Here is an 11,981-nt window from a genome sequence, read left to right on the forward strand (position 1 = left end):
ACCGCAATCGAATGAAATTAAGGCATCATTCAGCATCCAAATTTTTTGCATTCAAAGGGAAATCAAATGGCTCAATTCGAGAATGTCACCGTGGTAAAAGCCGCCAATATTTATTTCGATGGCAAGGTCACAAGCCGCACAGTGTTGTTTGCTGATGGCACGAAAAAAACATTGGGTGTGATGCTGCCCGGCGACTATGAATTTGGTACCGCAGAAAAAGAAATCATGGAAATTCTGGCGGGTGAGATGGATGTGTGTTTGCCAGGTGAAAGCTGGAAAGCAATTACGGGTGGCCAGTCATTCGAAGTACCGGCCAACGCCAAATTCCAGTTGAAAGTGAAAACACCCGTGGATTACTGCTGCAGCTACATCAAGTAATTACGCAGACACCACAAACCGCCCGAACTCAAAACTACCCGACCGTGCGGTGGGAGCAGTACCGGGGAACAGCCAGTAAGGCTGTGCCTCGGAAGACGGCACCACATTCGGAAAACGATCATCCACCGGGCTTGGTCCGGCAATGCTTTTTTCCTGCACCATGGAAATGTATTGGTCCACCACGTATTCCTGCGTGTTGCCGTTGATGATCACTTCTGCGCCAGTTCTTTTGGCAAAGTCTGCAAGCCCGCTGATGCTGGAGTGCTTGGGCTCGTAGGCGTCGAGGCTGACCCCGTTTTCACTGGTCACCAACAAACCCTGGCCGGTGTGGGCCACAATCGAGTGATTCCCCTCGGTGTGACCTTTGGTGCGCACCAGTGCAACCGCACCGTCACCCAGCCAGACACTGTCATCCAGCAATTCAATGCGTTCAGGTGCAATGCCTTGCGTGCCTTGGGGGCAGTACCACTGGTTCTGCCAGGGAATCAAAGCCTGCGCACTTTCCCATTCCTCCCGCATCACCAACAGCTTTGCGTTCGGGAATATCGGCGTTTGCCCATTGGCGCCAAGCCAGCGGCTTACATTTTGGGTGTGAAGGTGATCGTAAGTGATGTAGTCCACATCCTCAGGCCGCAGCCCGATGCTGGCCAGGCACTTCAGTACGGTGGAGGTTTTCTTCAGCACCATCGCTTCCATCACACCCACCAGGGGGCCTGCTTTGGCATCCAGGTACGCGAAAAATGGCGTGGCACGCTGGTGTTCCCAATCGGACGGGCTGACCAACAGTGTTTTGACACCCTCACTGCTGGAAAACTGAATGACAAACAAACGGTTGCAAAGATGTACAAAGGGTGTGGGCAAACCGAATGCATTCAGATAGGCAAATTTGCTGGGGTATGGCACGCGCACCAACTCGAAGGTTTTGTAGAACAGCACCTGGGGTTTGGCCAACATGTCGCGACGAAAATCTTTGGCGGCCTCGCGCACATTGTCCACGCGTTGCATTGGCCGCAGAGCATCGCGGGTGCCGTCGAAGTGACTGATGCGTGTGAACATGATGCCTGCCCCTAATCTTTGGTTGCGCTTTCTGAAACAAGCTCACTATAATTTGGACAAGAAATCTTGTCAAAAGTGAACATTGAATGAGCAAAACACCCACGAGGGCTTATGGAGGCGTGGCTGCTGAACAGCGCGCCGAGGAACGCAAGGCACGTTTGCTGGCTGCAGCGCTTGAACTGTTTGCGCGGCAAGGCTACGGGCGCACCACAATTGAAGCCTTGTGCAGCGAAGCCAAAGTGACGGCACGTCACTTCTACCAGTTGTTCGACAGCCGCGAGGCGATACTTCGCGCGCTGTACGACAATATCATCGCAGATCTTCGTGCAGGTGTGTTGAAAGCCATGTCCGCGCCCGAGCTGAATTTGTCGGAACAAATACCACTGGCAGTGAGCGCCATGGTGCATCACTACCTGGAAGACAGCCGACATGCCAGGGTGGGCGTTCTTGAGGTGGTGGGTGTGAGCCCACAGATGGAAGCACGCCGGCGCGAAGCCATTCATGACATGGCCGGTTTGATTGAAGCCTACCTGAACAATTTGGTGAGCAAAGGCGAGCTGCCCAAACGCAACTACCATTTGGTGAGCGTGGCCTTGGTGGGCGGCATCAATGAGTTGCTGGCCGAGTGGCTGATGCTGGAGAACCCGCCCGACATTCCCGAGCTTAGCGAAGAGATCATCAACATTCTGAATGCCTTGATAAGGGGAGCCGCGCGATGAACCGCGTCAATTCCAAGGGTGTGCGTGATGCCTTGGTGTTTCACGCCGCATTTTTTGCAGTTGCCATTCCGGTTGCTTTGAACACCACTGGCAACACCTTGGGCGTTGCACTGCTGGTGTTTGCGGTGGCCTACAACATTGCGCTTCCATTGGCTGACGTGTTGAGGGGGCATGGCGAATGGGTCCGCTTGTGGAAGTTTTTGCTGCCGCTGTCCATTGCCCTGCCCTGCGCCGACTGGATGCTGGTGGAACGCATGGGCACATTGACCTTTCCCGATCACGGCATTGTGCGCTTGGGTGGAGCGGTGCCCGTCTATTTCATGGGCTTGTGGATCATGCTCCTGTGGCAAGTGTGCTGGCTGGCACTGGCTACCTCAAAACCCTACCCCGTGGTGGCAGCACTCTCGCTGGGTGGGTTCCTGATTTGGGAATGGGCTGCACGCCCCATGAACCTGTGGCATGCACAAGAGGTGCTCCAGGTGCAGGGCTTTGCGCTTTACCCCCTGATTCCGGAAATGTTGCTGGCCATGGGCGCACTGTGGCTGTGGAACATACTGGGTAACAAATCCACTTTTCAACAAATTACTGGTGCACTGGCTCTGGCTGTTTTCTATGCGGGTGCGCTGTCACTTTCACTGCTCTGGATTGGTTAACACATGAATTCGATTGAACTGAAGCAACCCGAATTAAAGCAACCCTTCACACTGCCTTGTGGCGTGGTCGTTCCCAACCGGCTTTGCAAAGCCGCCATGACAGAAGGTGTGGCCAATTCGAAGCTGCAAGCCACGCACCGCCACGCCACGCTGTACAAGCGCTGGGCCGAGGGTGGTGCGGGCATTTTGATCACGGGCAATGTGTTGATTGACCGAAACATTCTGGAGCGCCCCGGCAATGTATCCATTGACCCAGCCCCCGAACACGGCGAGCCCGACGGCATGGATGCCCTGCGCGCCTGGGCCAAAGCAGGCACCAGCAATGGCAACCACTTGTGGATGCAAATTTCACATGCCGGGCGACAGTCGCCCCGCTATGTCACCAACCAACCCGTTGGCCCTTCTGCTGTTCAACTGGAATTGCTGGGCAACTACGCCCCACCCCGAGCCCTGCGCGAGGATGAAATTCTGGACCTGATTCAACGTTTTGCACGCGTGGCCCGAATCGCCAAAGAAGCCGGTTTTACCGGTGTACAAGTGCACGGGGCACATGGTTATTTGCTGTCGTCTTTCCTCTCGCCAGTGACGAACCAGCGCACTGACCAATGGGGCGGCAGCCTGGAAAACCGTGCCCGTTTTTTGCTGCAAGCCGTGCGCGCCGTGCGCCAAGCGGTGGGGCCTGCGTTTCCTGTTGCCGTCAAACTGAATTCGGATGACTTCCGCAAAGGCGGTTTTTCCAATGAGGAATGTTTGCAGGTGGTGAAGTGGCTGAATGACGAGAAAATCGATCTGCTGGAAATTTCAGGGGGCACCTACGAGCAGCCGCGTTTGCTGGGCCACACCGGTGCAGCCGATTCCGTGAAAGACGAACAACCCGCCCAGCGGGAAAGCACCAAAAAACGCGAAGCTTACTTTCTGAACTACGCAAGAGCCATTCGAGAAGTGGCCACCATGCCCTTGATGGTAACCGGTGGTTTTCGCAGCCGGGAAGCGATGGAAGAGGCATTGAGCGACGGCGTGTGCGATGTGATTGGACTGGGTCGCCCGCTGTGCACACACCCGGACACACCCAAGCAATTGATCAATGGAAAAATTGATCGTGCCGCGAGTTTTGAAAACATGCTGAAGTTGACAGACAAAGGTATTTTTTCACCAGCCAGCCCGGTACTTCCCTTGAAATTGATCAATGTGCTGGGCGCGCAAGCCTGGTATTACCAACAAATTTTCCGATTGGCAGATGGTCTTGAGGCCAAACCGTCCATGAGCCTGATCGGAGCCTTCTTCAAATATTTGTTCAATGAATGGACAACGGCATTTAAAGTAAAACGTTCTTCACGTTGAAGCTGTACAACATCAGCAAAGCCCAATATTCAGGAGAAATTCATGTCGAGAAGCGCGCTGTACTCACCGAAACAACAACGCGGCATGGGCCTTCTGGGCTCTGTTGTGCTGGCAGCGGGTGTGGTGGTGGCCGGTTTTTTAATGGCCACTGCGGTGAAGGAATTTCGCAAGTATGATCAGTTCATTGAGGTGCGAGGCCTGGCCGAGGAAGTGGTGAAATCGGACAAAGCCAGCTGGAACCTGTCTTTCTCGGTACTTGCAGAAACGCCGCAAGCCGCGGGTGCCAGCTGGACGAAGCAGTTGGAAAAACTGGAAAGCCTGGTGCTGGGCATGGGCTTTGAAGCCAGCGATATTCGCCGGCAACCTGTGACCATTTTTGAAAACGTGAACCCAAACGGTGGCTTTGTAGAACCTGGCAAACGCTGGCGTGCGCAGGGTGGCTTTGTGCTGGAAACGGCCAAGGTGGATGCGGTTGAACAAGCGTCGCTGAAAAGCGATGTGTTCTTGAATGAAGGTATTTTGATTGAATCCAGTTTCATTCAGTTTTACTTCACCGACTTGAACAGCATCAAGCCCCGAATGCTGAAAGCCGCCACCGACAACGCCAAGGAGGCCGCACAAACTTTTGCAGCCGACTCAGGCGTCAAGGTGGGTGCATTGAAAACAGCCACTCAGGGACTGTTTTCAATTTCAGCGCCATTGGGCGATTACGGCGGCGAGAACACTGTGATGAAAAAAATTCGCGTGGTCACCAAGGTTCAGTATTTGGTGGAGTAAATTTCAGCGAGGTTTGGCTTTACTCACCCATTCACTCAACGGTGTAGCCGCAGCCCACAATTCATGGCCTGCATCGTTGGAGTGAATGAAATCGCCACTGTTGTACTGCGGCAGGAATGTAAGGCCGCCTGGCGCTTCCACTTCACCGTTGTAATCCGCCACACCATCACACTCGCCACTGTTTAGAATCCAGTCGTTCAACTTGGCGCGTTCGCCGGTCAAATTGGCCTGGAAGGATTGCGCACCGGGAATCCAGGTTGGGCAATACACATTGATGCCCTTTGCATGGGCTTGTTCAATAACTTCCTGGTAATTGGCGATGATTTCATCGGCACTTCGGCTGGACAAGTCATTGGTTACCCACACCACCACCGAACTGACACCCACGGTGTCGAACGCGTCGCGTTCCAACCGTGTTGCACTGGCGTTTTGCAGCGTGTCGCCGCCGATGCCACGGTTCACAATCGTGTCGCGCTGTCCCTGCGGAATTTCATTCAACATGCGAACTGACAGCAAATCGCTGATGCGCTTGAAACCATTCTGGCTGGTGTTGTAACCATGGAAGCTGGAACTGCCCAAAAACACCATGGCTCCTTTTGCATCCTTGGTGAGCACCTCAATGTCGCGAAGCGCGTACACCGTGCAGCCATTGCACATGATAGGCAAACCGGGAGGCGTGGAAAATCGGGTGTCATCGATCAAACCGTAACCCGCCCCGGAATCCTCAAGGGTTTGATTGCCCGAGCCATTGGGCAGTTTGTAGGATTCAATCCAGGTGGCACCAAACTCACCGGGATTGTCTGCACCTTTCACATACAAACTCACAGCAAGATCGTCTTGATTGTTGACCTTGAACGCGATGGGGTCGCTATAAAACGATTCGGTTTGGGGCGGAATGGTGGCGCTGGTTTGGCCGCAGTTGAAGGTGACTGCCTTGCTGCTGTTCAACTTCAGGTTTGCGCCTGTGGCGCCTTCCCGCATACCAATGCTTGCAGCACCAATTTGCATGGGCTGATCGCTGAGGTTGATGAAACGAATGCGCACCGCATTGCCACTGGCCGTGACACGGGCAATGTTTCGAACTGTTGTTTCCACAGGCGCCGTGCCGGTGACATGGGTAACACCCCAGGCTGACATCCACCGCGCACCGTCAGCCGCATTCGAATTGCTGTTGCAAGACAAACCCGAAGCCTGCGTGTTGCTGCCCGAGGGCCGGGCAGAAACATTGTCGGATTCGGATGAACAACCGGCCACCGCGAGCAGCAGCAGTGAGCAAAGCAATTGTTGTCGTGTGCGTGAGTTCAAAGCATTTCCCCTGAAGTTGTCTTGCTGATACTTCAGGGTGAGCCTTGGCAGATGCAAACCGGGATTAAGGGCTTACCGCAGCAGAACAATTACACTTCGTGTACGAACAATTCCCGCTCAAAACGGATTTGAGGCCAGAACACGCCATCGTCGGCACGCTCGCCAGCACCAATCACCATGATGGGGAAAGCATCGTCATTCAGTTTCAACAATTTACGCACGCGGGCTTCGTCGTAGCCCTCCATCATGCAGGTGTCGAACCCGTGCGCACGGAAAGCCAGCACCAGGTTTTCGCAGGCCAGTGCAGCGCTTTTTGCGGCCCACAATTCCACCTCACTGCGGGTGTAGGGGCCGCGAGGCAAAGGCGCAATCAAACCACCCACATTGGATGCTGCTTTTTTCACCAAGGCAAAACTGTTCAAGGGGCCAGGCGAATAATTGTAGGGAATTAACTGGTAATAACGGCGCACCAGTGTGGGCACTTCCGGCATGGGCCAGTCTTTGATCATTTTCTTGGAAAAGTCGCTGACACGGTCTACGCGCGCCACGCACACGATCAATTCCTGCGCGGTTTTTGCGGCCAACTGACCCAGACAAGCGGTCACCAGCTTCGCTTTTTTCGCAGGCGTTTTGACCACATAAAACTCCCACGGCTGCAAGCCTGACGAACACGGGGCCAACAAGGCCATGTCCAGGCATTCGTCCAGCACTTCTTTGGGAATGGGTTTGTCAGTGAACTTGCGCACCGACCTTCTGCTTTCCACTACTTTCTTGAAATTGGCGGCGCTGATTCCCTTTGGTGCCGGTTCGTAATAACGTTGCTTGCCATCCACTTCGATGGTCTTGAATTTCTTTGCGGCTGCTTTCATGTGTTGCGTGCTCCAGACTGCTTGAATGTTGAACCCATTTTTTGATACAAACTTTTCATGCCATGCTCAAAGTCATCCATCAAGGTGTACACCACGGGAATGACCAAGAGGCTCAAGAAGGTGGATGTCATCAAACCACCAATAACCGCAATCGCCATGGGGCTGCGGAAACTGGTGTCCGCATCGCCAGTGCCTATTGCAATGGGCAGCATGCCGGCGGCCATGGCAATGGTGGTCATGATGATGGGGCGGGCGCGCTTGTGGCAGGCATCTACCACCGCATCTAGCCGGCTCATGCCCTTTTCATTGCGCGCCATAATGGCGTACTCCACCAACAGAATCGAGTTCTTGGTGGCAATGCCCATCAACATAATCAAGCCGATCAGTGAGGGCATGGAGAAGCTTTTACCAGCAATCAAGAGGCCCACGAATGCTCCCCCCAAACTCAGCGGCAGCGCGGCAAGAATGGTGACTGGTTGCAGGAAGTCTTTGAACAACAAAACCAGCACCACAAAAATGCACAACACACCGGTGAGCATGGCCAAACCGAAACTGGCGAACAGTTCTTCCATCACCTCGGCATCACCAATATTTCGCTGGGCCACGCCGGGTGGCAGGTTTTTGATACTGGGCAACTGCTGAACAGCGGCTGCCACATCACCCAAAGGTTGACCCTGCAATTCAATTTCAAAGTTCACATTGCGGGCACGATCATAACGATCAATCACCGAGGGACCGGCGTTGATACCCAAGGTGGCGACCTGGTTCAAAGGCACGCTGGGCACTCCGGGCTTGGCAGAGGGCACTGCGAGGCGCTCAAGCAAGCTGAGGTCCTTTCTTGCCTCGTCATCCAGACGAACAACAATTGGAACTTGTCGTTGAGACAAATTCAGTTTGGGCAAGGCCGCGTCATAATCACCGACCGTGGCGACACGCAGGGTTTCACCCATGGCTGCGGTGCTGACGCCCAAATCAGCAGCCTTGGCAAAATCGGGTTTGATCCAGACTTCGGGACGAACCAAAGCAGCACTGGATGCAATGGAGCCCAAACCAGGAATGGTGCGAAGATCACGCTCTACTTCAGCGGCGGCCTTGGACAACGCGTCACCATCGTCGCCCGACAACACCAACACATACTTCTCGCCAGACGCACCCAAACCTACCTTGTAACGCACACCGGGCAAGTTGCTCAGCGCCTCACGCATTTGTGTTTCGGTCACTTGCTTGCGCACGGCACGTTCACCGCGCGGATCGAGCAGCACCGTGAGCGTGGCTTTGCGCACTTCGGCCTGACCGCTCATCATGAATGGATCCGTTCCCGCAGAACCACCGCCAATGGTGGTGTACACACTGCGAACGTAGTCCACTTCACTGACCAGCTCACGGGCTTTTTCCGCAGCCTCACGAGTTTGCTCGTACGTGCTGCCCGGTTGCAGTTCCAGATACACCTGGGTTTGTGACAGATCATCGGGCGGAATAAACCCGGTGGGCAACAGTGGAATCAACATGATGGAGCCCACGAAAAAGGCACCCGCTGCAATACAGGTAATCCACCTGTGAGCCAGCGACCAGCGCACCCAGTCCAGGTAGCGGGCCATCATTTTTCCGGGCTCGTTTTTCTCGCTTTCATGACCGGCAGGTTTCAGCATGTACGCAGCCATCATTGGGGTCAACATGCGCGCCACCACCAGTGAGGCGAACACGGCCAGTGAGGCTGTCCAGCCAAATTGAACGAAAAACTTGCCAGCCACGCCGCTCATGAAGGCAGTGGGAAGAAACACGGCAATCAAGGTGAATGTGGTTGCAATCACGGCCAGACCGATTTCATCGGCGGCTTCGCGTGCAGCATCAATCGGGTTCTTGCCCATTCTGGAGTGTCGAACAATATTTTCCACTTCCACGATGGCGTCGTCCACCAAAATACCCACCACCAGCGACATGGCCAGAAGTGACACCACATTCAGACTGAAGCCGAGGTAATACATGCCAGCAAACGCCGGAATGATCGACAAGGGCAAGGCCACTGCCGACACAAAGGTGGCGCGCCAGTCGCGCAAGAAAAACCACACCACCACCACGGCCAAAAAGGCGCCCTCATAAAGCATTTTCATGGAGCTGTCGAAATCCTCTTTCACGGGCTCCACGAAGTTGAACGCCTCCACAATGGTAAGGTCGGGTCGCTGAGCCTGCAGATCAGCCAGCGCCTTGGCCACCCCCCGCCCCACTTCCACTTCACTGGCACCCTTGCTTCGCGTGATCTCAAAACCCACCACATCTTGACCATTCAGTAAAGCAGCAGAACGCCGGTCTGCAATCGTGTCTTTGATCGTGGCAATTTCAGTCAGCTTTACCCGGCGACCATTGCTTAAAGCGATCGAGATTTCTTTCAGTTGATTGGCATTCTCCACGGTGGCGATGGTACGCAATGGTTGCTCGCCAACGCCCAGATCTGCCCGGCCACCTGCGGCTTCCAGTTGGGTGTTGCGCAGCTGGCGCGACACATCCAGCGCACTGACACCCAGCGCTTGCATTTTCAAGGGATCAAGTTCGACCACCACTTCGCGTGTTACACCACCCACCCGGTTCACCGCGCCCACACCTTTCACATTCAACAGGGTTTTGGTGATGGTGTCGTCGACATACCAGGACAAACCTTCCTCATCAAACGCGGTGGAGGCGATGGTGTAAGCCAGTACAGGTGCACCGCTTAATTCCAGTTTATTGACCACCGGGTCGCGCAAATCAGTGGGCAAATCGGCACGCACGCGCGACACGGCAGACCGCACATCATCCACGGCTTCCTGTGTGTCTTTTTCCAGATTGAATTCGACCGTGATGCTGACAATGCCGTCTTGAATCTTGGTGTAAATGTGTTTGAGTTGTTGCAGTGTGGCGAGCGAGTTTTCAATTTTCCGGGCAACATCGTTTTCAAGCTGGGAAGGCGATGCACCAGGAAGACTGGCAGTGACCAGCACGGTGGGCAGTTCAATGTCTGGGAACTGCTGAATTTTCATGCTGGAAAAGCTGTACAGCCCCATCACGGTGAGCAGGAAAAAAAGCATCACCGCAGGAATGGGGTTTTTAATGGACCAGGTCGAGACGTTCACTGAATCACCTTCACCAAATCGCCATGGGCCAGGAAAGCCACACCGCTTTTTACCACCTTGTCACCGGGCTTCACACCTTCCAACACCTCGATGAATTCGCCTTGCGCCTTGTTCACGCGCAACTTGATGCGCTGCACCTTGCTGCTGGCTTCGTCCACGGTGAATGCGTAGGTAAAGCCATCGCGCTCAATCACCGCAGTTTGCGGAATTACTGTCGCGGTTTGCTGGCCCAAATCAAACTCGCCGCGCAGGTACATGCCCGGTTTCAATCCCTTGGCGTAGGCGCCGGGAACATCGACGTACACCATGCCGGTTCGTGATTGCGCATTGATGACTGGGCTAAGTGTGCGCACCTTTCCCTGGATGGCTTCGCCCCCACTAAACACAGTCGCTGCCATGCCTTCAGAAATTCGGGCCAGCTCTGCGTCGGTCACCTCAGCTTGCCACTCCAGGCGCTGCTGGCGAACCAAGCGGAACAGCTCTTGCCCCGGGGCGGGCACCGAACCCAAAGTCGCCGTGCGCGCACTGATTACGCCGTCGTCCAGCGCAATGACCGCGGTGTTGCGCAAGCGAATTTCCTGCTGGGTTTGTAGCGCCCTAGCCGACAACAAACGGGCCTGTGCCGACTTTTCTGCTGCAATGACCTGGTTGCGTTCTTGCGCGCTGACTGCACCTGCGTCGGTGATGTTGCGAATCATGTCAGCATTCAGCTTTGCCTGCTCGAACAAAGCCTGTGCTTCGGCCACGCCCGCTTTGGCCTGTGCCAAATCGGCATTCACTGTTTGTTGATCGAACAGCGCCAGCGTTTGCCCCTTCTTTACGACATCGCCAACTTCGGCGCGCAAAGAATCAATTCGTACCCCATTGAGTTGCGAACCAATCACTGCCTCTTGCCAGGCAGCCACGCTGCCATTCACGGACAGGGTCAGAGGAATGGTTTTCTCCTCCACCGCGGCCAGTTCAACCGACAAGCTGGCCTTGCCGGGAACTTCCGTTTCACTTGCAGCACCAGGTGCGGCTTGCTCGGTGCCGGGTGAACAAGCACCCAACAGCAAGACTGCCGCAAGCATGGCGACGGGGTACTGACTTAAAACCATTGGAATTTTCATTTGCTGCAATCCTGTTTGCGTCGTTTGCTTTCACTGTCGAGCATGGCGCGGGCATAACCAGCCAAGCGTTCACTCAGGGTATCGATGGCTTTGGCATTGCTCATTAATTTGGGGCAAATTACATCGACCACATCTTGAGCCACATAAAAATTCACGGCCATGCCCATCATTGCGAAGGCCAGGCGTTGGATGTCGAGGTCGGGTTTACTCAAACCAAAATAGGCGGTCAACATGTTCACCAAAGCCATGTGCTGCGGCTTGATTTCCGCATCAATTTCATGCTCCCAGGCACCGGTGGGTTCAATCATTTCGCGGAAATGCAATTTCATCACCAGGCGAAAGGTTTCACCGTGCTTCAAGGGCTCCAGGAAATCCCGGAACAATTGCTTTAAGGCTTTATCCACGTCGGTGCTGTTCAAATCAGGAATGCCCTGTTCAAACGGCGTGCCACACAGCGGCTCGGTGTAAGCCGCCCTGTAAAGACCAGCCTTGTCACCAAAGTAATAGCGAATGGAGGAGATGTTCGCTCCCGCCTTGTCGGCAATTTCGCGCGTGGAAGCTCCTTCATAGCCCTTTTCGGCGAAGGTGATGAGTGCAGCCTGCACCAGCTTTTGCCGTGCAGACTGCTGCTTGTCTTGAAGCATGGGGAAGTCCAGAATTAATTCAA

General features: G+C 54.6%; 11 protein-coding genes. 5 read left to right on the plus strand and 6 right to left on the minus strand.

The window, feature by feature from the left end; all coding sequences use genetic code 11:
• Window positions 1-66: 66 nt before the first annotated feature.
• Window positions 67-378: a pyrimidine/purine nucleoside phosphorylase gene (locus B4C79_RS02070; RefSeq protein WP_171099858.1), complete on the plus strand. Its 312-nt coding sequence runs from the start codon at window positions 67-69 to the stop codon at window positions 376-378.
• On the opposite strand, the gene B4C79_RS02075 is transcribed toward B4C79_RS02070, so the two are convergent.
• On the minus strand, window positions 379-1,434 hold the full coding sequence (locus B4C79_RS02075) for a hypothetical protein (RefSeq protein WP_291739610.1): 1,056 nt from the start codon (window positions 1,432-1,434) through the stop codon (window positions 379-381). It lies immediately after the preceding gene.
• Window positions 1,435-1,520: 86 nt separating this feature from the next.
• On the opposite strand from B4C79_RS02075, the gene B4C79_RS02080 reads away from it, so the two are divergent.
• Genes B4C79_RS02080 through B4C79_RS02095 form a run of 4 tightly spaced genes read left to right on the plus strand, consistent with a single transcriptional unit; the run spans window position 1,521 to window position 4,924 of the window.
• Window positions 1,521-2,153: a TetR/AcrR family transcriptional regulator gene (locus tag B4C79_RS02080; RefSeq protein WP_105029518.1), complete on the plus strand. Its 633-nt coding sequence runs from the start codon at window positions 1,521-1,523 to the stop codon at window positions 2,151-2,153.
• Window positions 2,150-2,806, plus strand: a complete 657-nt coding sequence (locus B4C79_RS02085) for a DUF6989 domain-containing protein (protein WP_291739608.1) — start codon at window positions 2,150-2,152, stop codon at window positions 2,804-2,806. Before B4C79_RS02080 ends, B4C79_RS02085 begins: the two co-directional genes overlap by 4 nt.
• 3 nt (window positions 2,807-2,809) lie before the next feature.
• The gene (locus B4C79_RS02090) at window positions 2,810-4,147 is read left to right on the plus strand and encodes an NADH:flavin oxidoreductase/NADH oxidase family protein (protein ID WP_291739606.1); all 1,338 of its coding nucleotides are present in this window, start codon (window positions 2,810-2,812) and stop codon (window positions 4,145-4,147) included.
• Window positions 4,148-4,189: 42 nt separating this feature from the next.
• Window positions 4,190-4,924, plus strand: coding sequence for an SIMPL domain-containing protein (locus B4C79_RS02095; RefSeq protein ID WP_171099866.1), 735 nt, complete (start codon window positions 4,190-4,192; stop codon window positions 4,922-4,924).
• A gap of 3 nt (window positions 4,925-4,927) precedes the next feature.
• Here the strand turns inward: B4C79_RS02095 and B4C79_RS02100 are convergent, their stop codons facing one another.
• From B4C79_RS02100 to B4C79_RS02120, 5 genes are all read right to left on the minus strand, one after another.
• Window positions 4,928-6,229: a GDSL-type esterase/lipase family protein gene (locus tag B4C79_RS02100; protein WP_291739604.1), complete on the minus strand. Its 1,302-nt coding sequence runs from the start codon at window positions 6,227-6,229 to the stop codon at window positions 4,928-4,930.
• An 89-nt stretch (window positions 6,230-6,318) separates the two neighbouring features.
• A complete protein-coding gene (locus tag B4C79_RS02105) occupies window positions 6,319-7,098 on the minus strand; it encodes a nitroreductase family protein (RefSeq protein ID WP_291739603.1) in 780 nt (259 codons plus the stop codon).
• Window positions 7,095-10,205, minus strand: a complete 3,111-nt coding sequence (locus tag B4C79_RS02110) for an efflux RND transporter permease subunit (RefSeq protein WP_291739601.1) — start codon at window positions 10,203-10,205, stop codon at window positions 7,095-7,097. The genes B4C79_RS02105 and B4C79_RS02110 overlap by 4 nt, the downstream gene beginning before the upstream one ends.
• The gene (locus B4C79_RS02115) at window positions 10,202-11,314 is read right to left on the minus strand and encodes an efflux RND transporter periplasmic adaptor subunit (protein WP_291739600.1); all 1,113 of its coding nucleotides are present in this window, start codon (window positions 11,312-11,314) and stop codon (window positions 10,202-10,204) included. The genes B4C79_RS02110 and B4C79_RS02115 overlap by 4 nt, the downstream gene beginning before the upstream one ends.
• Window positions 11,311-11,958 carry a CerR family C-terminal domain-containing protein gene (locus tag B4C79_RS02120; RefSeq protein WP_105029526.1) on the minus strand — a complete coding sequence of 216 codons (648 nt, stop codon included), beginning with the start codon at window positions 11,956-11,958 and terminating at the stop codon, window positions 11,311-11,313. Before B4C79_RS02120 ends, B4C79_RS02115 begins: the two co-directional genes overlap by 4 nt.
• Window positions 11,959-11,981: the final 23 nt, after the last annotated feature.

The organism is Limnobacter sp. UBA7229, from assembly GCF_002473065.1.
GTDB classification, from domain to species: domain Bacteria; phylum Pseudomonadota; class Gammaproteobacteria; order Burkholderiales; family Burkholderiaceae_B; genus Limnobacter; species Limnobacter profundi.

Bases quoted from the DNA above. Each gene is read 5' to 3' on its own strand.
- B4C79_RS02070 (WP_171099858.1), top strand. From the start codon at position 67: ATGGCTCAATTCGAGAATGTCACCGTGGTAAAAGCCGCCAATATTTAT.
- B4C79_RS02075 (WP_291739610.1), bottom strand. From the start codon at position 1,434: ATGTTCACACGCATCAGTCACTTCGACGGCACCCGCGATGCTCTGCGG.
- B4C79_RS02080 (WP_105029518.1), top strand. From the start codon at position 1,521: ATGAGCAAAACACCCACGAGGGCTTATGGAGGCGTGGCTGCTGAACAG.
- B4C79_RS02085 (WP_291739608.1), top strand. From the start codon at position 2,150: ATGAACCGCGTCAATTCCAAGGGTGTGCGTGATGCCTTGGTGTTTCAC.
- B4C79_RS02090 (WP_291739606.1), top strand. From the start codon at position 2,810: ATGAATTCGATTGAACTGAAGCAACCCGAATTAAAGCAACCCTTCACA.
- B4C79_RS02095 (WP_171099866.1), top strand. From the start codon at position 4,190: ATGTCGAGAAGCGCGCTGTACTCACCGAAACAACAACGCGGCATGGGC.
- B4C79_RS02105 (WP_291739603.1), bottom strand. From the start codon at position 7,098: ATGAAAGCAGCCGCAAAGAAATTCAAGACCATCGAAGTGGATGGCAAG.
- B4C79_RS02115 (WP_291739600.1), bottom strand. From the start codon at position 11,314: ATGAAAATTCCAATGGTTTTAAGTCAGTACCCCGTCGCCATGCTTGCG.
- B4C79_RS02120 (WP_105029526.1), bottom strand. From the start codon at position 11,958: ATGCTTCAAGACAAGCAGCAGTCTGCACGGCAAAAGCTGGTGCAGGCT.